The organism is Anabaenopsis elenkinii CCIBt3563, assembly GCF_015245355.1.
In the GTDB taxonomy this organism is placed as follows: Bacteria; Cyanobacteriota; Cyanobacteriia; order Cyanobacteriales; family Nostocaceae; genus Anabaenopsis; species Anabaenopsis elenkinii.
Window position 1 is genome coordinate 2,964,952 of sequence record NZ_CP063311.1, and the last position, 26,351, is coordinate 2,991,302.

The following is a 26,351-nucleotide window of genomic DNA, read 5'->3' on the forward strand; positions in this document are numbered from 1 at the left end:
GGGTCTACTCAATTTAGGAAAGGATGAGGTATAGGTTTCGATGAAGCTGCCCATTATATCTGTGATTAAAAACAATACTAAGAAACCATCTCTGCTGCTGACACTACTGGCTGCTGGATTGTTAATTGGTGTAGGAGGGGCGACATTCTGGTTTTTAAGCCAGAAGCAAACATCTTCTAGAGGTTTGCCAGTGGGTGTAAATATTATCCCTCAAGATGCTCTATTGACGGTTTCTTTAACTACAGATCCCAAACAATGGCAAAAATTGCAGGAGTTGGGAACAAAAGAAATGCAAGCAGAAATCACTAAAAATTTAGTGCAGTTGCGCGATCGCTTTTTGACTGAGAATGGTTATGACTTCCAGACAGACATCACCCCGTGGGTAGGTGATCAAGTCACCCTGGGAATTTTCTCTGCGCCAACAATTGAACCAGGGCTGAAACCCTTGGACAAGAATAAGGATAGTGCCATAGCTCAACAGTCCATAATCATGGTATTACCGGTCAAAAACCTGGAAGCAGCCCAAAATATGTTGGCAGAGCCTAAAACCCTTAAACAAGGTAAATGGACTGAGCATATCTATCAAGGAATTACCATTAGACAAACTGATAATCAATCAGGGCAAAAGCTTTCAGCTGCATTACTAGACCAACGGTTTCTAGTGCTCACTGATGATCCCCAAGCCACAGAACGGGTAATTGATACATATAAAGGTAAACCATCCCTAGCAACACTAGAGGGTTTTGGGGATAATTTGCGCAAAATTGCCAATTATCGCCCCTTTGCTCAGTTTTATCTGAATGTACCAATTGCCTCCAAACTGGCTGCTGCTGCTACTCCCGACCCTCCTTTTCCGGCTCAAGTTTTAACCCAACTGCAAAATAATCAGGGTCTAGCCGGGTCTGTGACTTTGGAAGCAGAAGGAATAAGGCTTACGGGTATTTGGTGGCGGAATTCTCAAAGTCAGCGTCTGTTAAAAGTGGACAAGACAGACGGAATCATGCAAAACCGGTTACCTGCGGACACATTAATGATGCTGTCTCACACAAACCTACAAAACTTGTGGGAAGAGTACGTTTTAATCTCACAAAAAAACCCCCTCTCGCCTATATCCCCAGAAAAGTTGCGAGGTAATGTGAAGTCACTCACCGGATTGGACTTAGATAAAGATTTTCTCAGTTGGATGCAAGGTGAATTTTCTGTCTCGGTGATTCCCAATAGCTCAAATAATGATTATTCCCAGGATTACCGTGCAGGCTTGTTACTCATGGTACAAGCAAGAGATGCTTCTAACGGGGAAAGCCTACGTAAGTCAGCTGAAGCATCTTTGAAAAAGCTGGATGAGGTGATGCAAAACCAATATCAGTTCCAAATTCAACCGAGTACAGTTGCAGGTAAACCAGTTGTTAACTGGATTACACCCTTTAATACTTTAACTGCCACCCATGGCTGGTTGGATAACGATATTGCTTTTTTAGTAGTGGGGGCTCCCATCACTGATAAAATTATTCCTAAACCTGAGCAAACACTAGCTAGTAGGGAGTCATTTCAACAAACTGTTCCTAAACAATCCCATACCACTGCCAGATTTTTTTTGGATATGGAAACATCTGTTAAAGATTTTGCATTAAATACTGTATTTCCTCAGCAACAAGCCTTTCTAGATGCTACGCAATCAATTGGTATGACATCTGCTGTAAGCGATGAGCGCAGTATGCGCTACGAAATTTTTATAATACTCAAAAAAGGTGAGACAAAAGGTGCTGGCTAGTTAGTCTCAAGAAACCTACCGGCCCCAGTAATGCTTCTCACAGGATAATTTCTGAGTGGTTAGCAAGGGTGTAATGCACCAAGGGGGGACTAAAAACTATGTCCAATCAGTCTCCTAAGCCGATAGGATCAGAACAGTCAGAATTATTATTTTAACGAATCAACTGGGGAGAAGACTTTATGAATCTGGTTGAACTCCAGAACTGGCTGGACAATGCCACTTTTGCTGTATTATTTGTCACAATGCTGGTGTACTGGGGGGGTGCAGCATTTCCGAATCTGCCCGCACTTGCTGGTTTGGGGACTGGGGGTATGGCGATGGCGAATTTATGTATAGCTACCTTACTAGGGGCGCGATGGATAGAAGCGGGCTATTTTCCTCTGAGTAACTTGTATGAGTCCCTATTTTTTTTGGTGTGGGGTATTACCGCAGTGCATCTGTTTGCCGAGAACACGAGCCGGAGCCGCCTAGTAGGGGTTGTCACAGCACCGGTAGCAATGGGGATTACTGCTTTTGCAGCCCTCACCTTACCATCAGAAATGCAATCAGCCGAACCTTTAGTACCTGCTCTGAAGTCGAACTGGTTGATGATGCACGTCAGTGTGATGATGTTGAGTTATGCTGCTTTGATGGTAGGATCACTATTAGCGATCGCCTTTCTCATAGTGACTCGCGGTAAAAATATTCAAGTACAAGGCAGTTCTGTAGGTAATGGCGGTTATCGCCATAACAGCTACCGTTTGCATAAAGCAGGGGAGCTAACTTCCCAACCGGGAACACCCCCGTTAGAGAATAATGGCTTTGCTCGCTTTGATGGTAATAACAATGGCAACCGTCACACTGCGGTTTTAGATTTAGTTACGGTTACTGAGTCACCCACAGTAGTGACTACTGCCAAGGAAGTACTATCACCACAGCGCTTGAGTCTAGCTGAAACCTTAGACAATATGAGCTATCGCGTCATTGGACTAGGATTTCCCCTGATTACCATTGGTATTATTGCCGGTGCGGTCTGGGCTAACGAAGCTTGGGGTTCCTACTGGAGTTGGGACCCAAAAGAAACCTGGGCTTTAATTACCTGGTTAGTTTTTGCCGCCTATCTCCACGCCCGCATTACTCGCGGTTGGCAAGGTCGTCGCCCGGCAATTTTAGCCGCCAGTGGTTTTGTGGTGGTCTGGATTTGCTATCTGGGTGTGAATCTTTTAGGTAAAGGTTTGCATTCTTACGGTTGGTTTTTTTAATTATCCTCTAACCCCTCCCCCCAGGGGAGGAGGTAAAAAAAGATAAAATGGTATGGACTGACCTACACGCAAAAATACATCGTACGATTCGCTCACGCCAATTGTTTGAGCGTCATCAGAGGCTATTAGTAGCGGTTTCTGGTGGGCAAGATTCTCTGTGTTTAATCAAGTTACTGTCGGATTTACAACCCAAGGGTCAATGGCATTTAGGTGTTGCCCACTGTAATCATCGCTGGCGTAACGATTCTGACGCTAATGCCCATCATGTGGAAAAATTAGCTAAAAGTTGGGGTATATCCTTTTATTTAGCAACAGCTAGGGAAGCCTTAAATAGTGAAGCGGCTGCTCGTAATTGGCGATATCAAGCTTTAAGTACCATCGCCCAGGCAAATAGTTACCAGTATATTGTTACAGGGCATACCGCCAGCGATCGCGCTGAAACTCTGCTGTACAACCTCATGCGGGGAACGGGTACCGATGGGTTACAAGCACTTACTTGGCAAAGACCACTCACAGCAGGTGTTTTACTAATTCGTCCGCTTTTAGAAATTACTCGCCAACAAACAGGGAAATTTTGTCAAGACTTTCATCTCCCAGTGTGGGAAGATATCACTAATCAAGATGTAAAATATGCCCGCAATCGGATTCGCCAAGAATTGATACCATATTTAAAAGCAAATTTCAACCCCAAAGTAGAATCCGCTTTAGCACAAACAGCAGAACTATTGCAAGCCGAAGTGGAATATTTAGAGCAAGCAGCTGACAAGTTAAGGGAAGAAGCCATTGGGGGGCCAAATGCGCACCCCACAGGTAATGAAGGAAATCGAACTGAGTTAAGGTTAAATCGCCGGGTATTACAGAAAGCACCATTAGCGCTGCAACGTCGGGTCATGAGGCAAATATTACAAAAGATTCTCACTGATACTCCGATTTTTGAACATATTGAAAAACTAAGAGCGTTAATTACAGCCCCAAACCGTTCACAAACCGATCCATTTCCTGGAGGTATCATCGCCCAAGTCCAAGGCGATTGGATTTGCCTCAAGGACTATCAGAGAGGAGATTAATGGCGTCTCCACCAAACTGATTTACTCTGGTGGGATCTAAAGCTAGGTAGGATGAAATTAGGTAAAACACGGGGTAGTTCCACTAAACATCCTAGTGGTAATCCTAGAATTGAAGTAAATAACCAAAAACCAATCAGTACTCAGAACTTTGATTATGCTGCGGGAACAACAGCCAATTTTAGGTTACTTCATAGAAGAAGCTAGAGACCATGTGAATATAATTGAGCAGGGGTTACTGGATATCCAAAATACCTGGAATAAGCCAGAAATGGTCAAAGAAATTTTCCAGTCCGCTCATTGGCTCACGGAAAGGGCGGGGATGCTAGGGCTAATTACCATTGAACAGACATCCCACCGTCTAGAAGATTGTTTTAAAGTTTTGCAAGAACATCAGGTTCAGGTTGACCAAAAGTTAACATCTTTATTTCTCAATGTATGTAATACCCTAAAGGTACTATTAGAAAATTTAAGTAGCGTTTCCCCAGATATATCGGAACATACGGCTCATACTTGGATATTAGAAGAAAGTGCTGCTCAATTTCAAGGGCTGTATCAGCATCTGGAATTGCTGCTCAAACAAAACAGTGGTGAACTGCTAAAGGAAAAGACCGGAATAGCAGTGGAAATCAGCCGGGAGGATATTGTCAGTAAACTTACCGAGGTGTTACCCTGTCTAGATATTCTTAAGGTGGCAGAATACGGGGAAACTCCATCGACAGAATCACTCTTGTCTGGAGGATTTTCAGAACAACATTCGCTACCGGCAGGAGCAAATAACTATGGGGATGAATTTCACCCCCTGGTGTTGCAAACAGTGCGGGAAATGTTGCAACTATTTAAGCAAAACAAAAAACCCGCATCTCGGATCTATCTCCAGCAATGTTGTCAGCATTTGGTGGAAATTGGCCAGAGGCAAAATTTCCCTCATTGGTGTAGATTATGTCAGACAGCGGCAAGTGCGATCGCAAATCCTCACAATACCTATCTGACCCTAGCGAAAATTGTTGTTACCGAAATTAAACAAGCCCAAGAACTAGTTCTCCAAGGTAGAGAACAGGAGATTGTAACTAGTGAGCAATTATCAGCCCTCTTAAACGTGGGAAAACTGGATTTCTTACAGTCTCAGGAGTTTCACCAGCCTGTATATGTAGAGGAACCCACAGCAGGGGAGAAATTCTCCTCAAATACAGATAATGATGCTAATGATTCGGGTATGATAATGCCCCCAGAGATTATAACCAGCTTAAATGAACTCTCTGGCAGTGATCACACAGCAACAGAAAATAGTACTTATACTCTCGTGTTATTGGGGGATGGTCGAGAAAACACAGATATAAGTGATATTGACCAGAATCACCAGTTAGGGTTAGCAAAGTTCAGTACTCCCTCTGATTTACCGTCAGATAAAAGCTCTCAAGAAGAGAAAGTTTTACAGATTAGCACTCTGAGTGAAATAGATTTTGGGCACAGTGGTTTAGCTGATTTGGGGTCTTTTGTTAATAATGTCCTCTGCTGCTAACATCTGTAAAAGTTTGTCTACATTATCTATATCCCCAACAATGCGCCGAATTGGTTGCGGCCAAACCTTAACCAGAGTAGGAGTTGCAGAAACTTGATCAATTTCGGCCTGTTCGGGATTGGTTAAAACATCAATGACTTTCATCGTATAAGGATACCCCAGCGATCGCTCCAAAAGTGCGTGGAGATTCTGAAGAATCCGTTGTGTATTCAAACTATGTCCAGCCACAAACAGCCGCAAAACATAACATTCTGCTTGTAACTTTAACTTTTGTGTAAGGTTCATTGGTATATCAGACTGTAGTTGAGCTCCGGAGTAGTCCAAATCAACTATTAAATCATGGTCTTCCCAAAGTTGGGGAAAGGTGGAGCGATAAGTTGCTAAGACCATATGATCGCACAATCCCTCTTGCCTTGGTGCTGTTTGCCAAACTAAATCCGTGCCAAAAATAGCATTAAGTAAGGCCTGATGTCGCATAACATATGGATAGGCTTCAGCAAAGGTTTTGATTTCGTGAGTATGTGGATCTAACCAGTGGTCAATAGTTGCAGTATAGCAAGGAACTAAAAAATGTGGCGGTTCTGGTAAGTCCAAGATTTCCTGCAAAGCCGCACATAAATGTAAATGCCATCGCCCCTGCTTGTGAGGGTCGATGCAGTAAATTAAATCCCCTCCTGGTGTAAAAAGGGCAATACCTTTAAACAATTGGGGTTTCGATAGTTTATCAGTGATCAATTCAGTTACAGGGTTGAGGGAAAATAAAAGTCAAAAGATTGTTTTGATCATGTATTCTACCTAAACTTGTACTCACAGAAACTGTGTGATTTGATGACATGATGTTTTAAAAGCAATAATACGTAGTGCTATTGTATATTTTTTTATTTTTTGGCTCACATATACTTGTTCGGCACAAGACAGTGATTATATCAATAAATTTTAAGTTATTTTCAATAATCAAGAATATTTCAGTAAATCTAGGTTGGAGTTACTGCTAGGGTTTGCACCCTGCAATAGTCAGCAGTTATTCAGTTGTTGATGATAATTATGAGAATTAGCAGGCAATTTGCTAAGAAATATTAAGTAAAAGTGAATTTCTGATTGAGAAAGAAACTGGGATATCTAAGTCATATTCTGAAGTATTCCGGAAGATATCCCTCTTCTGTCACTTTCCGAAATAAACAAGCAGTAAATACAATAAATTATGCAGAAGAATAAAAGGGTTTTAATCCATTCATAACACTAATGAGTTGGTTAAACCCAAGCAGCAAATTGGAATTGGGAAAAACATCAAGCCAGGGATAAATCAACCAAAAAAGTAAAAATGGTTGGACAATTAATCGCAGATTATTGAGAGTATTCTTCCATCCGGTTTGATGATTCCATTGCTGATGCACAGAGAAATCAACTGCACTGATTTCTAGTATGTTAGGTGCAAGCTGATGAGATTGATTTAGGGATAAAAACGCTGGAGAGTTTAAACTAATCATTGTGTAAACACACAAAATAATTTCCCACCATTTCTCAATATGCTGAAAATCAGTAAACCGATAATCTGTCCAACCTAATTCCTGTTTACACTGACGAAAGGCATATTCTACCCATGTTCTTAATCCATAAAAGTCGCCTAAAATTTTCTTGAGATTTCCTTGAAGATTGGTCATGACAAAAGAAGTAGAATTCTCTGGCATTGTTTCTGGATCTGTGGTTAATTCCCAGTAAGTTATCTCCTTTCTCTTACCATAAATTATTTCGCGGATATATCTATTCTCTGATTTTTGGTTACTAAATGTTCTGGTAAATTTACACCACTTATTCGCCCTAACCTTCTGATTGCCAGGCAACCATACTGCATGATTACTTCTAATTGCTACGACATAAGCTAAGTTATATGCTGCTAATTTTCTTATAAATTGACTACTCTCACCATATAAACTGTCTGCCAATACTAATTCAATAGTAAAGCCGAACTCAATTAATTCTGTAATTATTTCTGTCGCTAATTCTATCTTGGTCTTATATGTATCTTCTGCTCTTAGTGTCTTTTGCGGTTTGAATACTTTGAACAGTAGCGGAAATGTTATGTTATCGTACACTCCATAGGCATTGACTGAAACTATCCCTCTATCTATTTTCCCCACACTTCCTAAATATTGTCTGGCTACGTAATCAGTCTTGTTACCTTTTTTCCTGTCTCCTGTTTCATCAATGACTACGGTAATTGCTTTTCCATTTAATGCTCTCTTTATTTTATCTAATCTTTTGTTTCTTACTTTCTCTACTGACCAGTCTGAATTAGCAATAAAATGATGTAATGATTGGGCTGAGTTTATGCTTACTACTTTCGCTATCTCTGGTAAGGATTTCCTTTTGAGCGTTGAGATGATTCCCAAATGTAAATATTTGAAGCACTCATAATTTCTTACTTCTTTAAATATGTCTCTGTACTCTTCACAATATTCATCTATGACTCCCACTGTTGGGTGGGCCTCTCGACGTAAATGTTTGAGTATTTGTAATTCTACATCCATTGCTCTACCTACCTTGTAGAGTTTTTTCTTTTAACTATTATATTCTTTATTCTCGGAAAGTGACAGAAGAGGGATATAGCAACCGCCAAGGAGGTTAGGACGCAAAAAGCAAGACATCCTCAATGGCATCTCGTAAAGAATCAAACCGCTCAAGTTTTTTGCGGATTCGACTTTTTAACCAAGACCAACATTTTTCAATCTGATTCAGGTCTGGAGAATAAGGTGGTAGGTACAGCACTTCACACCCTGCGTACTGAATCAGTTGTTGAATGCGCCCACCTTTATGAAATGTGGCATTATCCATCACCACAACCTGTCCTGGTTTGAGTGTGGGAAGCAAACAAGCTTCAAGCCAAGTCTCAAATACTATTCGATTACACGCACCCTCAACAGTGAAAGGAGCTATCAGCTTATGGTTACACAGCGCGGCAATTATGTTCACCCGACCTTGACGACGACCTGATTTAAGTGCATGGAAGCGCTGTCCTTTTGAATTCCAACCGTAATCATACTGGTCTCGGTTGTCCATTCCTGACTCATCGAGGTATACAATCTTCTCCACAGGTAACTCAGACAACTGCGTTACGAAAGCCTGTCGTTTGACCTCATCGCGCTCACGGTAGCCATAAGTCTTTTTTTTCGCGTAAAACCAATTTTTTTCAAAGCTCTTGAGATTGTGCGATCGCTAATTTCTTCAGGCCAAAGTGAGGCCATCTCTACTTGGGTTTTCTCGCCATGTACGGAAGCGAACTCACGAAATTTTTCCCAATCGGTAATTTTGTGACCATTCCCAGGACGCTGATTAGGCAAGGCTTGGAAGTCCCCCGTTTCGGTTTTTCGCTTCAACCATAGGGTGATGGTGTTGCGACTAATATTAAACATTTGACTGGCTTGAGTTTTCTTCAAGCCATCGAGTTCAATCGCTTGGATTACTTTTTGACGAAGGTCGTAACTGTACGGTTTGGGCATATACCTGTAGCAAGCGATCGCTTCACATGAAAAGGGACTACTTATAGTTTATGCTTAAATTACCTTGGCGGTTGCTATAGATGCCATAAACTAGGTGGCCGATTAAACGTGAAATTGACCTTACACTCATCTTTGTCAAAAATCAAGTGTAAACTTTAGTAAAGAAATGCTCATTTTATGAACGGCATTCTATATACTTAAACTTCAATTGAAGAATTCAGTTAAATCGTGAACAACGATATGTAACTGACATGAAAACCTTGCTGTATATTTTTGGGAGGAAAAGTCATGGTTTCGGCTAAAGGCTCTAATCTAGGAAAGACCTACTCCTTGATGATCAAAAGTTTTTTGATTTGGACGTTCACATTGGCAGTATGCTTGTTGGTTGTCGGATTTCCATTAGTCTTTTTGATGGCTACGGTCGGATGCTTATTGTCAATTGTCTTGCAATCTGTAATGCCTGTTAGTGCCGTTTTGCTGGTATCAGGTGGTTTAATTATGTTGAACGTCCTGGGGGTAATGATCGCTGCTGGCGTGTTGACTTTTAAAGGTGTACACCCCAATCAGGTCAAGTGGTTGAGCTGGTTACATGGAGAAGGAGAGCATATACAGACTTCTTCTGTATATGCGGCTTGTCCTTTGACTTGTGAAATAGAGGTATAGTTTATTCCGATCAATTTGACAAACAGAGCATCTGCCCGGTTAAACCGGGTTTTTTCATGTTTAATTTCTCTATGTTGAAGATAGGGGATGATTTTACTAGGATGGCTATAGTTTGTAGTGATCAGGTAATGATATCTTGATAAACAATGACTATTAAAAAGAAAGTTGCCATTATTTTAGGTACACGTCCAGAAGCGATTAAACTGGCTCCTGTGATTCAAGTATTTCAAAAGTCGCCAAAATTTAACTTACAGGTAATTTTAACTGGACAGCATCGCGAGATGGTAGAGCAAGTGATGCATTTATTCAACCTAAAAGCTGATGATGATTTAGAAATTATGCAGCCTCAGCAAACCTTAAATGATATTACTTGTCGAAGCTTAGAGGGATTAGAAAGATTATTTCACAAAAGTCAGCCGGAATTAGTCATAGTTCAGGGAGACACTACCACAGCTTTTGCCGCAGCTTTGGCAGCATTTTATCAGAAAATTCCCGTTGGTCATGTAGAAGCTGGTTTAAGAACTGACGAATTATGGAATCCATATCCGGAAGAAGCGAATCGGCGGCTGATTTCTCAAATCACACAGTTACATTTTGCGCCCACTCCTTGGGCTGCGGATAACTTACAACGTTCTGGGGTTTTGGGAACAATTCACATCACAGGTAACACTGTCATTGATGCACTATTAAATGTAGCTGCAACTCAACCCACCTGTAATGTACCGGGTTTAGATTGGAATTCCTATCGCATATTGCTAGCAACAGTTCATCGGCGGGAAAACTGGGGAGAACCATTACAAGCGATCGCGCAAGCATTTTTACAGATATTAGATAAGTTTCCTGATACAGCCTTGGTGTTACCATTGCACCGTAACCCCACAGTGCGAGAACCATTACAAGCACTATTAGGGAATCATCCCCGCATCTTTTTAATTGAACCTTTAGATTATGCCGAACTAGTGGGGGCAATTGGGCGATCGCATTTCTTGTTAACTGACTCTGGGGGTTTGCAAGAAGAAGCTCCCAGCTTGGGAAAACCAGTATTGGTTCTGCGAGATACTACAGAAAGGCCGGAGGCTGTAACTGCTGGTACAGCCAAACTGGTGGGAACGACAACACAGAAAATTGTTCAAGCTGCGGGGGAGTTACTAAGTAACCCCAAGGTCTATGACACAATGGCCAACGCCATAAATCCTTATGGAGACGGTCACGCAGCCGAACGCATCTTAGAAATTGTGCAAAATTATTTTGAGTTACCGTCCAAATAAAGCTCGGCGAGTTCGAGTACCAACAACACCATCAACAGGTAAGTGATTACGAGCCTGAAAATGTCGAACTGCGCGAGCAGTCACAGGGCCATAATATCCCGTAGGTTGCACCCCTAAGGCTCTTTGAACTTCTCTGACAGATGCACCTCGAGATCCCAATCTCAGATGAACTCCTCTGCCCTGAGAACTGCTGTAAGTATTGCCAAATAAAGCTCGGCGAGTTCGAGTACCAACAACACCATCAACAGGTAAGTGATTGCGAGCCTGAAAATGTCGAACTGCGCGAGCAGTCACAGGGCCATAATATCCCGTAGGTTGTACCCCTAAAGCTCTTTGAACTTCTCTGACAGCTGAACTGCGAGATCCGAATCTGAGATTAACTGCGCCACCAACACCACGATTAGTAATATGAGTGGTACGACGACGATAATTTGGTGTCCTACCAATCCATCTGGCAGAAACAAATCTATTGCCAGATAGCCGAGCGAAACCATTAATGATTTCCCTAGGATGGATGGGGGTACCATTAGGGAGACAGTCTACAACTGGGGAGTGGAGGTTGGGATGCTGACGGACACGTAAACAACCACCGTTGGTGCTGACGTATGATGTTGCCAGCGCCTGAGCTTGGGTCAGTGTAGCTAAAAATATAGTCATGCCGGCTAAAGCTAACCAAGCAGAGGATTTGAGAAAATTCAGCCAGTTGAATTGTCGCTGCGGAATATGATATTCTGTAGGTGTGACTACTCTTGAAGGCATCAAGAGTTGTTTCCACTCAAGCTGAAGGTTAGGAACATTATTCTCATTTGCTTCTTCGTTGGCCATAAACATATGTGAATAAGCCATGTAGTCCATAATTGCTCCTTTCAACAATCAATTGAGAATTGGTCAAGAATTACTGAAGCTGGAAAGCTAAAAGGATTAAACCCTGCCATTAAAGTCCTATGGTTTACCAACATATTGCTTAAGATTCTCGAAAAGCTTATACAACAAAGATTTCGAGATTTGAAAATTGCAATACTCTTGACAAAAAGTAACTGATTATTATCGATGAAAACCTCATTTTATTGAGCATGAACAACGGAGGATTAAGGCTTAGGATTTTGGTGCGCGACCGCCCTGACAAATATTCAGAAATATCCAGGTAATGGATAGCTTGACGGCGAGAACTCCAGACAAAAAATATCAGCATGAATTTGCCCGCCATTGCACTATACTTCCACACCTTCAAAATTGCCTAAGTAACAAACAGTACTATTTGCAGGTGTAATCTATCTTTTTCATGCTCTGAGCTACTATAGTAACTCACTAAAAAAACTCATGATCCGGACGCTCAGGTTAATGACCCGCGACACCTTCATGAGTTAAGAAAATTATTTGATGATGGAATCAAGATTTAGGATGACTCCACTGATGGCTATTCCTCTTCCTCTGGTAAGCCAAAAATTGATTTATATAACTTGATGTACTGTTTGGCAGATTCATGCCAGCTGAAGTTCTGGCTCATACCACGTTGTTGCAATTCCTGCCATTGAGGTTGGAAACGGAAGCCTTCCCAAGCTCGGATCATACAGGTAAACAGGTCTAACGGTTCATAGCGGTCAAAACAATAACCAGTACCGGCTGCGTTCATGGGGTCATGGTGCAATACGGTGTCCACTAATCCACCTGTACGGCGCACAATAGGGGGACAACCGTAACGCAAAGACATCATTTGACTGATACCGCAGGGTTCAAATCGGCTAGGCATTAAGAAAGTATCAGCACCAGCATAAATCCGCCGAGACAGGGCATCATTATATAGCAGATAAGTTGCCATCCTTCCAGGATAGCGGGATGCTAACTGCCACATTTGGGTTTCGTAGTAGCGATCGCCTGTTCCCAACAGCACGAATTGGGCATCAGTATAAGCCATGAAACGGTCTAGGATTTGTAAGACCAAATCAATACCTTTTTGCTCTACTAAGCGTGTTACCATGCCGATTAAAAAGGCTTTGCTATTAACTTCTAAACCCACTTCTTCTTGGAGAGCAATTTTGTTAGCCTTGCGTTTATCCAGGGTACCGATAGTAAAGTTTTGGCTGATGGCTTTATCTGTGGCAGGATCGTAAAGCTCAAGGTCTATACCATTGATAATCCCCGATAACTTACCACTGATAAAAGACAGCAAACCTTCTAGGGTTTCGCCGTAGGCAGGAGTTTTGATTTGTTCAGCATAAGTGGGAGAAACTGTGTTCACCCGGTCAGCGTACTGCACTGCAGCCGCCATGGTATTATGTCCCTGCATATACCATGGACACCAAGTAATTTTTTCTAAATACCATCGCCACGGTCCTTGATAGGCGAGGTTGTGAATAGTAAACACAGTGCTGATATCCGGGTCTTGGTGCATCCACACCGGAATCATTCCTGTGTGCCAATCATGACAGTGGATAACTTGTGGCTTCCAGTAGTTCCAGCAAAATTCAGCTGCACCATTGGCAAAAAAAGTAAACCGCCAGTCCTCATCATCACCACTATAAATCCGGCGGGGTAAAAATGCAGGGTGTCCGAATAAGTACAAGGGAACGTCAGTACCTGGTAACACACTTTCGTAAACCTCAAAGTCCTGGAACATGGCATAACCCTTCCAAATTGGTGTTTCAGGAACCTGCATTTTGTCTGGGAGGAAGCCATAATAAGGCAAGAATATGCGGACATCATGCCCCATTTGTCTCAATATTTTGGGTAATGCACCCACCACATCCCCCATTCCTCCCACTTTGGCCACGGGAGCTGCTTCTGCTGCAACAAATAGAATCCGCATGGTAGTTTTTATTTCCCCGGTTATGCTTATCTGTTTTGAGTTATTAAGTTTTGCACTATAATTACTGATCTAATCACATTTGCTGACCCAATATCTCAGGAACCCCGTTGAATTTCGGTAAATATTTCCTCCAAGATTTCCTGTGCGCCTTTTTCGCGTAATAGTTCTGCTAGTTGTGCCCCTAGTTTTTCGGACTCCTGCGCTGCACCACTTACAGTGTCTTTTACCAGTTTTTGACCGTCCACACTGGCAACTATGCCAGTTAAAGTTAAATTATCACCACTTATCTCTGTATTTACACCTATAGGAACTTGACAGCCGCCTTCGAGAACCCGCAAAAATGCCCTTTCGGCGAGACAGCGATCGCGGGTTGGAGGGTGTTCAATGGCTTTGAGGATGGTGATGATTTCCTGGTCATCTGCACGGCATTCTATCCCTAAAGCACCTTGTCCTACTGCATGGAGAGAAATTTCTGGGGGGATAATTTGATGAATGCGATCACTCATCCCCAGGCGCTCCAATCCCGCCGCTGCTAAAATTAGGGCATCATATTCCCCAGCATCCAGTTTAGCCAGGCGTGTATTTAAATTTCCCCGGACATCTTTAAACGTGAAATGAGGAAATTTGTGGCGTAACTGTGCTAGTCGTCTTAAGGAAGATGTGCCGATCACTGCACCTGCTGGCAAAGTTTCAAGTTGCTTATTCTTATACTTATCGTGTACCACCAGGGCATCCGCGGGGTTTTCCCGCTCTGTAATCACTGCTAGAGTTAACCCTTCCGGTAAATTAGTGGGTAGATCCTTGAGAGAATGAACTGCAAAGTCAATCTCCTGACTGAGCATTCCCAGTTCCAACTCCTTAGTGAATAGTCCCTTATCGCCGATTTTAGCTAATGCTACATCCAAGATTTTGTCACCTTGGGTAGACATGGTATGGACTTCAAAAGTGATATCAGGAAAGCTTTTTTGAAGTTGTTCTCTTACCCAGTAGGTCTGAACTAGGGCGAGTTGACTTTTACGAGAACCAATGCGGATAGTGCGTACAGGACTGGAAACAACTGAAGTCATAAATAAAACAGTATCTGAAAACCAGGGAATCAACTTATTCTCATCTAGATTACCGCAGTGGGTAAGTCTCCCGATGGTTATTGTCTAATTCATGTAAAATTTATCCTGTTTTTTTACATTTTTTTACATTTTGCTGAATTAGTTAACAGTTTGCTGGTACAACCCCAGATCATGGGTAGACGACAGACATCCCCATAATTTGATACCTTAATTTCATAAAACTGAAGTTTGCCACCCATGAGCCGTTCCGCTTGCCTTATCTTTAATCCAGTAGCGGGTCAAGGAGACCCTGAACAAGATCTGGCGATCATTCGGGCATTATTAGAGCCAGAAATTGACTTGGATGTTTACCACACAACAGCAGAAGTTGCTGCCGACAAACTAGCTGAATTAGCCGTAAAACGCGGTGTGGAAGCAATTATTGTTTCTGGGGGAGATGGCACTTTGTCAGCGGCTGCTACTGCTGTAGTAGGTACAGATATTCCCTTTGGGATTATTTCCCGGGGAACAGCCAACGCCTTCGCCACTGCATTAAAAATACCTGATACTATTGACGCGGCTTGTCAGACAATTCTGCAAGGGCGAACTCGATATGTAGATACAGCTTATTGTAACCATCACCCCATGGTATTACTAGCAGGTATCGGCTTTGAAGCCGAAACTGTAGAAATGACAGACCGAGACGCTAAAAAACGCCTGGGGGTAATGGCTTATATTTTAGCTGGGTTACAAACACTAAGGAATTTACAAAGTTTTCAAGTACAAATTGAGACTGAGGATAAAATCATTAGCACCACAGCATCCGCTGTAACAGTAGCTAATGCTGCCCCTCCTAGTTCAGTTTTAGCTCAAGGTCCAGCAGGTATTATTTACGATGATGGACTGCTAGATTTAACCATAGTGGCTCCGGAAAGCAAAGCAGGAGCGATCGCGGCGACATTTCATTTATTACAAACCGCTTCTAGCGGTAGCCCAGTCAAGCGGGATGATATCGGCTACCTGCGAGGAAAGCAATTCAAAATTAACACCTCACCCCCCCAAAAGGTGGTTTTAGATGGTGAAATTATTGGTACAACTCCTATTGAAGTTAATTGTGTACCAGCAGGCTTGAAAATTTTTGTGCCTTTTGACCAAGCAGTTAGTTCGACGGAAAAACTAGAGGGACTTCCTAACTTGATGGTGGAGAGTAAACAGAACAGCAAAATTCAGGAGTAGTTTGTATTGTCACTCTTTGTGAGTCTTGACTTCTCCCTTGGTTGAAACACAAGGGATTCTAAACTGATGTTGCTACGCGGTCTGAAGACACGCTACGCAACGTTTACGATATGATTTATTTAACCTAATAAACAAGTCATATCGTTGTGGCACAGTCAAAGATGCCCTACCCACCTCGGCTAAACATAAACCTAGCTGTGTGGTTACTTTTCTTAAAATATTTGCTGCAGCTTGAGCATCTGCGGAGATTAATAATCCTTTGGCAGATTGGTATAATCCACGTTTTACCCTTTTACCTGACGGTTTCCATCCTGCGGGTTTTTCACCATGCTTGTAGATGCTATCGTCATCCAGGTAAGACGCTTGTGATGTATACGCCTCTTCCGTTAATGTCACAACAATTCCATATTCATTAGCCAATTCCTTTAATCTTTGAATCAATCTCCCTGTGGGGATGGGGACAAAATTTTGATTGTTTGCCTTACCTAAATTAGCATTAACTTTTTGTCCTTGATTCCATCCAATAACTATATTTCCTATCTGGTCATTCAGGCATCTGTTAACAATGAATCTAGCTGCTTTGTTAATGGCATCTCGCATCTGGTTATTGCGTTTGCGTTGAATGCGGTCAAGGTTAGCATCCCAATAAAAATCAGACTTACCTTGCTTATATTTAGCAACTAGACGGCAATAACCTTGATTCATTGATTTGAGTTTCTTACCATCAATGATTAAACTTTTGCCAAGAGTAGAAACACCTGTTAACCAATTAGTCCCTCCGTGGTCAAATCCCCATGCTTGGGAGTAATCAAGATGTGGGTTGTTTTCAATTGGTTGCTTACCATCATCAATTACCCAGTCAATCCAGAAAAGACCATAATAAGGACGAACTGTTACTTCCTTTACCCAATCGGAATCAATAAAATCAGGCAAGGTTAGTTTGATATCTGTGATTAATTCTGGTTTGGTTTCTTTACTTATTGATGGCTTGAAATAACCATCTTTAAAAGTAAGTGCTTGCCTTGGGAATGTTACTGCGGCTAATCCTCCTTTTTTACGATACTTAGGTAATGAGGGTCTATCAACCTCCCCGTTGTAATAAGCTTTAACCAATCCGTTGTAACTGGTTATTGCTTCACCAACTAGTTTTAAGGTTTGTTGTGCTGCTTGTGCGGCTAAACCTTTGTAATGGGGATTATCTTTAAGAGTTTTATCTAATTCCGGGTAAGTTGTTTGGCAATAATAAGTTTTCCATCCACTACGCAATTCGTCGCCAGACCAATAAGTTGTCAAAGCATTATGCATGCTTTCTAGTCGTGCGTAATGACTTTGACGAGTATAGTAAATCGCACAATTTATTAAGCTATTCGAGTGTTGGCATTGGTCAACCCAAAAAGCTTTTTCTTCATCAGTGAATTTAGCTCTGATTGGAATTGTTCTGTACAATCTTTACTCACCTCCTGTTTAGAAGGATAGTTGAAACAACATTTAAAATCAACAATATACAATGGCTAAATTATCAAAAGAAGATTATGAGTACAGACGAACCGAAAACTCTGTATCATCAATCAACTACCACTTTGTTTTTGTACCAAAGCGTAGAAGACCAGTATTAATTAAAGATGTTGCTGCACGATTACAAGAAATTATTTTTGACTTAGTTACTGAACATGGATGGAAATTAATCGCACTTGAAGTTCAACCAGACCATGTTCACTTTTTTATTAATGCGCCGACCCATGAATCCCCAGCAGATATCGCTAGATGGGTTAAAGGTAGGGCATCAAATTATTTAAGAAAAGAATTTCCACAATTAAAAAAGCTGCCTTCTTTGTGGACTCCAACCTATTTTGTTGCGACAACTGGACAGGTAAGCACTGAGGTAGTTAAAAAATATATTGAAAACCAGCGTGGGAAATGAGCAAACACAAAGGATAAATCCCCTTGAGTCGGGTTTCATCACCCTCGCTGAAGCGGAGGGGTTCTCACCCTCCCACTATATTTTCGATAGCTCAAAAAATTATACAACCCTCTCCTGACTCAGGAGAGGGTGAGGTTCTCTGTGTGATTGAGAAAATTAGTTACCCAAGATTTCTTGTTTCCAGAATCGAATTTTCTCAGTTAATTCTTGGCGAGTTTCAGATTTAGCTAGATATCGCCAACTAAACCAACAAAAGTAACCAATACCAATCAACTCAAAGAATGGTTCTAGTAGGGGGACATCATTTATTGCACCTAAGACAGCTATTACCAATTTAAGTGTAATCAGTGCTGTGATAATTAAAGCCAAGTTGCTGAGAGGGCGCTTATTTTTGTCAAAAAAGGTACTTACATATTCAGGAAATTGTTCTAAAAAGTCAGTTGTGGTGTTAGCAACTTGTCGCCATTGCGCTTCCGGTTCGTAAGCTGACGTTAGCTTTGCTAAATTTGCATCCCCAGAAGGTGGTAGTATTCCATTAGGTGTGATAACTGCTTCCAGTTCCTTTTGTTCAGTTTCCATAGTTTTTGAAGTTGGTAGTTACAGCATTTCTTTTAAATTACTGGATATTAATACAGATCACAATCGGGTTTGTGATCTGACTTAAGATTTTTTTAATTTATAGGGTAATGTATAATTCATGGATTTGCCGGTAATGAAGGATAGATTCCCTCATTACCCTAAAATTATTTAGCTTATCTTAGTAATTAGGCTTTGATTCCACGAATTTAACCCCGTGGTGACGCCACAACTGCGTTAACAATGACATCATTAACACCGTTAATTTCTTGGGCTAATGGTTCAATTTTAGATAACTGTGCCTGATTATTTACAGTTCCTGAGACAATGACTGTACCTTGTTCTGTGGCCTGAACTGTTAATCGTCCATCAGGGATATTCGCCTCTAATTTAGAACGAACTTCACTCGCTAAGTCTTCTGGAGTTCTATCGCTAGAATCATCAGTTAAAGCATCAGTTCGCTGTTCACGAGCGCGAATGTCAGCATCCAATTGTCTCCGGCGGATTTCACTTTGAGAATCTTCCAGTGCAGCTTGTCTTTCTTCCGGGGTTGGTGCTTCGACAACTTCACCAGGACCGGGAGCAGTTCTATCCGTTCTCGCCACATCCTCACAAGCCACTGCACCAAATAACACAAAGCAACCAATTAAAAAAGGAGTGAGCTTTTGCATTTTAGAAGTCTTCCTCACAAATTCAAATTGTGAAAATATATTGGGGTTTTTAGGAGTAGGAACCGAACCATTCTCTGGGTTGCTTCCTACTCCTAATAAATGTTGTCGGTGATAACCAAATTAGATTAAGCTCGTTGATCACGATGGTCTACAATTACTACCGTTGGCTCATTGCGTTCCCCATGAACTGTCTGTGTAACTGGTGCAGTTTGCTCTCTATGTTCTCTCACATCATTCGGATAGCCGTAAACACCAAAATCTTGAACACCGTAGCGGTTGAAAATTGCTTCAGCTCTGGCAATTTCTGCCTCTGTGCCTTCTATAATCACTAAATAATGTCCTTGTTCAACCCGCTGCTGATAAACTCTGGCCCGTTCTTCGGGAATTCCCAACCCGATTAATGCACCTATTAGACCACCAGCTGCAGCACCAATACCAGCGCCAGCTAGAGTTGTAGCCAAAGTTGTAGCTGTCGCACCTGCGAGCATAATTGGCCCAATTCCAGGAATTGCTAAAGTTCCCAGACCAACTAATAAACCAGTAACACCACCCAAAGCACCGCCAGAAATCGCCCCAGCAGCAGCTCCTTCATCGGCTTTATTACCTACCTGTTCTGTTGTTGGAGTACCAGCAATATCACCTCTGTGTTCTGCATCTTTGGCGATCACTGAAACTCTTTCCATTGAAAAGCCGGAATTTTTCAATTCATGCAATGCTTTTTCAATATCTCTACGGTGAGAAAAAGTACCTACAGCTCTTCTATGCACGTTAACTACCATTCTAAAAACCCTCGTCAAATTTATTGATATCGTTTAATGTTTCGCCAATTTTGCATCTTCACTAACCCAGTTAATGGGATATCCTAAATTAAAGCGTATTTCATTTTATTGAGGTAGACAAAGGCGGACAGTATGCCCACCTCACAAGAGTTGTGATTTACTTGAAAGGCGCTGTATTTAACTACATCCTTCTATATAAAAATGCTATCAACACCTTCTATTTACACATTTTTATTCAATATTTCCATCAATCCCCTGACATAATTTACATCTATTTCATTAGACATAAGTATTTATATTGCCAAATAACTATAACTTAATTATTATTGAGTATCAAAGTATTAGTTCTTATAGTTGATCATGCAATAATAATATACATTAAATAAAATGATCATCTGCTGTAACTGGATTAAGGTACGACTTTTGGCGCAGATTTTTATTACCTAAGAAGGTGTAGAGTTAAATAAATAAATATTTAAACTATTAGGTGAGCCTTTTGAACAGAAAAATAGCTATTGCATTCAGTCCTACCAGGAAAATACAATTATGTTTCAAAGTGTGGGAATCATTTTCAAGTTGGTTTGGCTACCTTTAGAAATAGCACCCAGAAATGGAACGTCGGAAATTTTGAGTTCAGAACAAGTATCATTACTATTTTCTGGACCAAAGTTGATAGTTGCACTATTAGCTGGTACTTTAATGGCCTTGGCTTTCCAATTTTTATTGACGAATTTTTCACTAGCAGTAGGAATTTTATCTTTAGGAAATGATTCTGCTGGTGATCATGAGTCGAGTACTTGGGGCGGTACGATTCGTAAAATTGAAAAAAAAGTCGGATTTTGGGGACTAATTAGCGCTAGTATTGCATTATCTTTGGCTTGTTTTCTAGCAGTGAAACTCAGCCTAATTGAAAGTATGCTCCTAGGAGCAATTATGGGTGTGGTCATCTGGTCTATTTACTTTTTATTAGTGGTTTGGCTAGGTTCATCAACTCTGGGTTCTCTCATTAGCTCTCTTATAAATACTACGAATGCAGGATTACAGGCTATTCTTAGTAGAATTAGCGCTAATGCAGCGAACAAACCAGCGGTTTCTACTACTGAGGAAATTATAGACACAGTCCGGCGGGAATTCACTTCGACTGTAGATGTTGAAAGTATTAACAAGACTCTACAAAGTTATTTAAAATCTCTGGAAAGACCACAACTAAATTTAGAAGATATTCGCCAACAATTTGAGCGAATACTTGGCGATGTAGATTTATCATCTATTGGTGGGGGTGATTTAGAAGAAAAAATAAATCGCCAAACATTGGTCGATTTAATTAGCAGTCAGACAAATTTATCCAAAAAAGAAATTAATCAAATTGCTGACAAACTAGAACAGACTTGGAAACAAGTTATTGCTCGTCAAAGTCCCACTGAGCAAGTCATTAATTTAATTAAATCTGCTACACCAGAAGAGTTGAATTCTGAAGAATTAGCTGAACGTCTTCAGGAATTAGTGGGAGTTAGACAAAATGGTAATGGTCGCAATACTTGGATTAAAAAAGGGATAAAATATGGTTTGAGCACTTCTGTACCAGCAATCTTAGATCGGGTAGATATCTCTGATATTGATCTAGAAGAAATTACTAATCAAATACAAAAGCTGAGAGATAAATTTCAAGATATCGATGTGGAGAAAATTACCCAACAGTTACAAAGCAAAATAGCTAAGAGATTACCACAGCCAAGCTACAATACTATCAAAGCGGATGTAGAAGAGTACATTATCAATTGTTTACCTTGGCATTTTAATCGCACTACAATTAGAGATGAATTTCAAGAAGTTATCTATGATCCACAGGCAGATCCTACCACCAGCCGCCGGGAATTGACCCAAATCAGTCAAGAGGATTTTAGAAACTGGCTCAAACAGCGGGGTGATCTCAGCGAAGCTAGGGTGACAGAAATTACTCAGCAGATGGAGGCTATCCGTGAGGAAGTTTTAGAAATTGTCGAACAGGCGCAAATCCGCGAAAAAGGTGAGGAACTGCGCTTAAGTATAGAAAATTACTTACGTTCTACAAGTAAAGCCCGACTGAATCCAGATGCTATTGAGGGGGATGTTACAAATATATTACAAGATTTTACAGATTTAGATTTAGATATCCGCTTACACGCATTTGACCGTGATGCTTTTGTCCAGTTACTTTTGCAGCGTCAGGATTTGAGCGCAGCAGAAGCTGATGATCTGGTGAGTCAACTAGAAAGTGTATGCGATCGCGTCTCGAATCAAGAAAGAGCAACGGCCAATCAATTATGGCAAAGAATAGAAGAGTATCTGAGGAATACGAACAAAGCAGAATTAAATCCTGAAGGTATTAAACGTGATTTTGCAGCTTTACTAGAACAACCGGAAGTAGGAATTAATTTAATTCGCGCCAGCCTGTCCCATTTTAACCGTGATACAGTAGTAAAGTTACTCAGTCAAAGACAAGATTTAAGCGAGGAAGAGGTTAACCAAATATTTGAGCAAATCCAAGCAGTAGTTGATCGCATTTTGCAAGTACCACAAACAACAGTAGATAAATTAACTGAATATCTCCGCAATACTAACTTACCAGAACTGAACCCAGAAGGTATTAGGGGAGATTTGGAAACATTACTCGCTGACCCGCGAGAGGGTGCTTTAGCATTCCGCCATCGCCTATCGCAAATTGACCGTGATACATTGGTAAAACTCCTGAGTCAACGTCCAGATTTGACCCCAGAGCAAGTTAATCAGGTGATTAATCAGGTACAAGAAGGAATTAATAGTATAATTAGAACACCGCGACGCTATGCTAGTCGTGTGACTCAAAGACTGCGGGATTTTGAAGGTGATCTAGAAAATTACTTGCGCCACACGGATAAAGAGGAACTCAACCCAGAAAGCATTAAACGTGATGTGCAATTATTGCTGCGAGATCCACAGGTGGGATGGGGTAATTTAGGCGATCGCCTGGCGCAATTTGACCGTTCCACAATTGTGGCCTTATTATCCCAAAGGCAAGATATTTCCGAACAAGAAGCTAACCGCATCGTGGATCAAATTGAGTCGGTGCGTGATTCGGTTGTCAAGCAATGGCAGCAGGTTCAGGAGAGGGTAGAATCGGTAATTGAGGGAGTTTTGGCCAAAATTCGCGATTATCTCAACTCTTTGGAGCGTCCAGAACTGAATTATGAGAGTATTCAGCAAGACTTTGCTCAATTGTTTGATGATCCCCAAGCTGGATTTGAGGCTTTGCGCCATCGCCTCACTCAATTTAATCGTGATACTTTGGTGGCTATTCTCAGTTCTCGTGAGGATATTTCCCCCGAGGATGCTAACCGCATTATTAACCAAATAGAAACGACCCGGGATAGCATATTGCATAGAGCTGAACGCATCCAGGAAGAAACCCAAAAACGCCTCCAAGCAATTCAAGAACAAGCAAAAATTCAAGCTGAAGAAACCAAGAGAATTGTGGCTAATGCAGCTTGGTGGCTATTTGGTACAGCCTTGACTTCTCTGTTCGCCAGTGCGATCGCCGGAGCTATGGCGACTCAATTGCGGTATATGATATACATCCCACCAATGTAGAGAGCGATCAGAGTCAGTCCATCCCAAGTTACATACATCCGGGAGCGACTGACCGCATGATAGATTAGTCCAACAATGGCGACGGAAGTCATGATCATCGAAATGATAGCAGTAAACAGATGGACATCACTAATTGGCAACCACAAATCACCTTTGAGGTACGCCACATCGTAAATTCCCAGAATCGCTAAATTCCAGAGATTAGAGCCGAAAATATTAGAAACTGCCATTTCTACTGCATTCATACGAATTGCTTCCAGGGATACCACCACTTCCGGTAGTGATGTGGCCGCGGCTAGTAACAAGGAGCCTATAAAGCTTTTTCCCAATCCAGTGGTTCTCGCTACCTCATCCCCCAAATACGCCAGCCACACACCTAAAAGTACGGTAGCTACAGCCAGTAAGGTAAAATTCAGATAAGCTCGTCTGCGTTTAATATGTTGGTATTGAGCAGCTTCTGGTTCCACTTCTAAGATAGCAGCAGCCATTCGCCTGATTTCAAACTGTGTCATGATCCGGGCGCTGACTACATAAAGTAGGATTAATAACAAACTAGGAATACCAACCCATCCTAAAGCCAGATGAATTCCTTTCTTAGTTAATAGCATTCCCGCAGCAGTTAACCCCAACATCGCACAGCCTAAACTGGCGGACAAACCCAGACCTACTGGTGCGCGTTTAAGTAATGGCTCCCGTCCGCTCACAAGATCAAGTATTCCCAAAATCATTAAATTGAACATACAACTACCCAAAATACCCCCCACTGCTAAATCTGGGGCGTCTAATACCGTTACTGCACTGACTCCTGTAGCCAACTCTGGTAAAGATGTGACACCGGCCAAAAGTAGACTACCAACCCAGGTACGTCCCAAGCCTGTTTTCTCAGCTACAACATCAGCACTTTGGGAAAGCCGCATACCTACAGCAATCACCAACAGGACACACACAAGAACCTGAATAAAAAGAAACATAAGAAGTAGTGAATGAGAGAATGGGGATTAAACAAAGTATATTCCCTTCAAGGCTATCCTTGAGGTTCTGCCAGCATTAAAAGTAATTTAGCGCACATGATATCAATGTTATGCTATTTTTTAATTTCTTGATTTCTCTGTGGTCTTTGGCGTGGTTCTCCTGAGGATAGACCCTGGGTCATGACTTTTTTAGAACTTTTAAATTTTTTAGACTGGGATCTGCGCAACCAGTGATTAATCCACCCATGGCTTGAACTTGTTGTAAATATTCTAATGCGGATGGAGTAATCAATTCTCCTGGCATTAAAACCGGGATTCCTGGTGGATAAGGACAGACGATTTCAGCGCAGATGCGATCGCTGGTTTCTGCTAAGGGTAAAATTTCATTAGCAGCAAAAAAAGCTTCACGGGGGGAAACTGTTGTTAAATTATCGCCGACAATCAACGCCTTACCACTTGGGGGATGACAATGGTGGTTCATCTTCCCTAGAGAGGTGAAACCTTGCACCAATTGCTCAATATCAGCTAAGGTGTTCCCTAGAGTAATAATAAAGGTGAGATGTTGCCATGATGCCAACTCTGGGGTAACACCTAGTTGTTCATCCAGAATTGTCTCGGCTGCAAATCCTGTTAAACCTAAGCCGGAAACGTTGACAGTTAGCCGTGTTTGGTCTAAATTCGGTAGTTGTAAAATCGATAATCTCGCAATACTGCTGATTCTGCTTCTGGCTATATCTGCAAGTTCCAAGGTGCGAGACATCAGGGCTTTTCCGTGTAGCGCCATTTGTTGACGTGCAGCATCTAAGGAAGCTAAAAGGATATAACTAGGACTGGTAGACTGGACAAGTTGTAAAGCTTTATTGACTCGGTGAATATCTATCCTGTGTCCTTGGATGTGTAACATTGATGCCTGTGTCATGGCACCGAGTACCTTATGAGTAGATTGTACAGTTAAATCTGCCCCGGCGGCTAAGGCGGGGGTGGGTAATTGGGGATGAAAGGCAAAGTGCGCTCCGTGTGCCTCGTCTACCAGTAAGGGGATATGATATTGGTGGGTGATTTGGGCGATCGCTTGCAAATCTCCACAAACACCGTAATATGTGGGATAGACCACCAAAACTGCTTTGGCTTCAGGATGCTTTTGTAATGCAGCTTCCACAGATGCGGGTGTGACACTGTGAGCAATATCTGAAACTGGGTCATATTCAGGATTAACAAAAATTGGAATAGCACCAGAGAGAATTAACCCCGAAATAGCCGATGAATGCACATTACGCGGCAAGATAATTTTATCCCCAGGACTACAGGTAGCCAAAATTGCCGCATCAATTCCACAGGTAGAACCATTGACAAGAAACCATGTTTGTGATGCGCCAAAAGCCTCTGCTGCTAGTGCTTGGGCGGCTTGAATTACCCCTTGGGGTGCAAACAAATTATCTAAATCTGCTAGTTCTGTTAAATCAGCCCCGAAGACTTTTGTACCCAGTAAGTCAGCCAAGGGTTGAGAAATGCCCATACCTTGCTTATGTCCTGGGGTGTAAAAAGGGGCGTGAGCCTGGGTTGTATAAGCCTTTAAGGCATCTAACAAGGGGGTTTGGTGTTGATTTTGCATTTTTTGAGAAAGGAACCGCCAAGACAGATGAGAAATAATATTTATATTGGTAAAACAACTAAATTTAACACAATCTTAATCCCCACTTGATGAGAGGTTGA

General features: G+C 41.7%; 21 protein-coding genes. 9 read left to right on the forward strand and 12 right to left on the reverse strand.

Annotation, left to right across the window (positions count from 1 at the left end):
- Nucleotides 1-40: 40 nt before the first annotated feature.
- The 4 genes from IM676_RS13125 to IM676_RS13140 all read left to right on the forward strand — a co-directional run bounded on the left by IM676_RS13125 (nucleotide 41) and on the right by IM676_RS13140 (nucleotide 5,598).
- Nucleotides 41-1,771 (forward strand): DUF3352 domain-containing protein, encoded by a 1,731-nt coding sequence (locus IM676_RS13125; RefSeq protein ID WP_200987314.1) that lies wholly within the window; start codon nucleotides 41-43, stop codon nucleotides 1,769-1,771.
- Between the two features lie 179 nt (nucleotides 1,772-1,950).
- Nucleotides 1,951-3,012 (forward strand): c-type cytochrome biogenesis protein CcsB, encoded by a 1,062-nt coding sequence (gene ccsB, locus IM676_RS13130; RefSeq protein ID WP_200987315.1) that lies wholly within the window; start codon nucleotides 1,951-1,953, stop codon nucleotides 3,010-3,012.
- A 47-nt stretch (nucleotides 3,013-3,059) separates the two neighbouring features.
- Nucleotides 3,060-4,079: a tRNA lysidine(34) synthetase TilS gene (gene tilS / locus IM676_RS13135; protein ID WP_200987316.1), complete on the forward strand. Its 1,020-nt coding sequence runs from the start codon at nucleotides 3,060-3,062 to the stop codon at nucleotides 4,077-4,079.
- A gap of 154 nt (nucleotides 4,080-4,233) precedes the next feature.
- A complete protein-coding gene (locus tag IM676_RS13140) occupies nucleotides 4,234-5,598 on the forward strand; it encodes an Hpt domain-containing protein (RefSeq protein ID WP_225880360.1) in 1,365 nt (454 codons plus the stop codon).
- On the opposite strand, the gene IM676_RS13145 is transcribed toward IM676_RS13140, so the two are convergent.
- The 3 genes from IM676_RS13145 to IM676_RS13155 form a co-directional block, all read right to left on the reverse strand.
- Nucleotides 5,554-6,333 (reverse strand): circadian clock KaiB family protein, encoded by a 780-nt coding sequence (locus IM676_RS13145; RefSeq protein WP_200987317.1) that lies wholly within the window; start codon nucleotides 6,331-6,333, stop codon nucleotides 5,554-5,556. The two genes, IM676_RS13140 and IM676_RS13145, sit on opposite strands and share 45 nt — an antisense overlap.
- A gap of 464 nt (nucleotides 6,334-6,797) precedes the next feature.
- Nucleotides 6,798-8,126 (reverse strand): IS701 family transposase, encoded by a 1,329-nt coding sequence (locus IM676_RS13150; RefSeq protein WP_200987119.1) that lies wholly within the window; start codon nucleotides 8,124-8,126, stop codon nucleotides 6,798-6,800.
- A 94-nt stretch (nucleotides 8,127-8,220) separates the two neighbouring features.
- Nucleotides 8,221-9,095, reverse strand: a protein-coding gene (locus IM676_RS13155; protein WP_200987318.1) for an IS630 family transposase whose coding sequence is annotated in 2 segments (ribosomal slippage) — nucleotides 8,221-8,763 and nucleotides 8,766-9,095 — 873 coding nt in all. Because the reading frame shifts where the segments join, the coding sequence is not laid out codon by codon here.
- A gap of 288 nt (nucleotides 9,096-9,383) precedes the next feature.
- Here IM676_RS13155 and IM676_RS13160 point away from each other — a divergent pair.
- Complete coding sequence (locus IM676_RS13160) at nucleotides 9,384-9,758, forward strand: hypothetical protein (protein WP_200987319.1); 375 nt, start codon at nucleotides 9,384-9,386, stop codon at nucleotides 9,756-9,758.
- Between the two features lie 146 nt (nucleotides 9,759-9,904).
- The gene (wecB, locus tag IM676_RS13165; protein ID WP_200987320.1) at nucleotides 9,905-11,026 is read left to right on the forward strand and encodes a non-hydrolyzing UDP-N-acetylglucosamine 2-epimerase; all 1,122 of its coding nucleotides are present in this window, start codon (nucleotides 9,905-9,907) and stop codon (nucleotides 11,024-11,026) included.
- Here wecB and IM676_RS13170 read toward each other — a convergent pair.
- The 3 genes from IM676_RS13170 to hemC all read right to left on the reverse strand — a co-directional run bounded on the left by IM676_RS13170 (nucleotide 11,012) and on the right by hemC (nucleotide 14,899).
- Nucleotides 11,012-11,872, reverse strand: a complete 861-nt coding sequence (locus IM676_RS13170) for a peptidoglycan-binding domain-containing protein (RefSeq protein WP_225880361.1) — start codon at nucleotides 11,870-11,872, stop codon at nucleotides 11,012-11,014. The genes wecB and IM676_RS13170 overlap by 15 nt on opposite strands.
- A 571-nt stretch (nucleotides 11,873-12,443) precedes the next feature.
- Nucleotides 12,444-13,832, reverse strand: coding sequence for a glycogen synthase GlgA (gene glgA / locus IM676_RS13175; RefSeq protein WP_200987322.1), 1,389 nt, complete (start codon nucleotides 13,830-13,832; stop codon nucleotides 12,444-12,446).
- A 95-nt stretch (nucleotides 13,833-13,927) separates the two neighbouring features.
- Nucleotides 13,928-14,899 (reverse strand): hydroxymethylbilane synthase, encoded by a 972-nt coding sequence (gene hemC, locus IM676_RS13180; RefSeq protein ID WP_200987323.1) that lies wholly within the window; start codon nucleotides 14,897-14,899, stop codon nucleotides 13,928-13,930.
- Nucleotides 14,900-15,136: 237 nt separating this feature from the next.
- Here hemC and IM676_RS13185 point away from each other — a divergent pair, with 237 nt between their 5' ends.
- Nucleotides 15,137-16,114, forward strand: a complete 978-nt coding sequence (locus IM676_RS13185; RefSeq protein ID WP_200987324.1) for a YegS/Rv2252/BmrU family lipid kinase — start codon at nucleotides 15,137-15,139, stop codon at nucleotides 16,112-16,114.
- 72 nt (nucleotides 16,115-16,186) lie between these two features.
- Here the strand turns inward: IM676_RS13185 and IM676_RS13190 are convergent, their stop codons facing one another.
- Nucleotides 16,187-17,560: an RNA-guided endonuclease InsQ/TnpB family protein gene (locus IM676_RS13190; RefSeq protein WP_200987325.1), complete on the reverse strand. Its 1,374-nt coding sequence runs from the start codon at nucleotides 17,558-17,560 to the stop codon at nucleotides 16,187-16,189.
- Between the two features lie 61 nt (nucleotides 17,561-17,621).
- Between IM676_RS13190 and tnpA the strand changes: the two genes are divergently transcribed.
- On the forward strand, nucleotides 17,622-18,035 hold the full coding sequence (gene tnpA / locus IM676_RS13195) for an IS200/IS605 family transposase (protein ID WP_200987326.1): 414 nt from the start codon (nucleotides 17,622-17,624) through the stop codon (nucleotides 18,033-18,035).
- A gap of 156 nt (nucleotides 18,036-18,191) precedes the next feature.
- Here tnpA and IM676_RS13200 read toward each other — a convergent pair whose 3' ends face one another.
- The 3 genes from IM676_RS13200 to IM676_RS13210 form a co-directional block, all read right to left on the reverse strand.
- Nucleotides 18,192-18,614 carry a CAAD domain-containing protein gene (locus IM676_RS13200; protein ID WP_200987327.1) on the reverse strand — a complete coding sequence of 141 codons (423 nt, stop codon included), beginning with the start codon at nucleotides 18,612-18,614 and terminating at the stop codon, nucleotides 18,192-18,194.
- 206 nt (nucleotides 18,615-18,820) lie between these two features.
- Nucleotides 18,821-19,282: a BON domain-containing protein gene (locus IM676_RS13205; protein ID WP_200987328.1), complete on the reverse strand. Its 462-nt coding sequence runs from the start codon at nucleotides 19,280-19,282 to the stop codon at nucleotides 18,821-18,823.
- 125 nt (nucleotides 19,283-19,407) lie between these two features.
- On the reverse strand, nucleotides 19,408-20,061 hold the full coding sequence (locus IM676_RS13210; RefSeq protein WP_200987329.1) for a general stress protein: 654 nt from the start codon (nucleotides 20,059-20,061) through the stop codon (nucleotides 19,408-19,410).
- Nucleotides 20,062-20,607: 546 nt separating this feature from the next.
- Here IM676_RS13210 and IM676_RS13215 point away from each other — a divergent pair.
- A complete protein-coding gene (locus IM676_RS13215; protein WP_200987330.1) occupies nucleotides 20,608-23,667 on the forward strand; it encodes an MFS transporter in 3,060 nt (1,019 codons plus the stop codon).
- Here IM676_RS13215 and IM676_RS13220 read toward each other — a convergent pair.
- A complete protein-coding gene (locus tag IM676_RS13220) occupies nucleotides 23,631-24,638 on the reverse strand; it encodes a sodium:calcium antiporter (RefSeq protein ID WP_200987331.1) in 1,008 nt (335 codons plus the stop codon). The genes IM676_RS13215 and IM676_RS13220 overlap by 37 nt on opposite strands.
- A 178-nt stretch (nucleotides 24,639-24,816) precedes the next feature.
- Entirely contained in the window at nucleotides 24,817-26,250 is a 1,434-nt protein-coding gene (locus IM676_RS13225; RefSeq protein ID WP_200987332.1) for an aminotransferase class I/II-fold pyridoxal phosphate-dependent enzyme, read from the reverse strand.
- Between the last annotated feature and the right edge of the window lie 101 nt (nucleotides 26,251-26,351).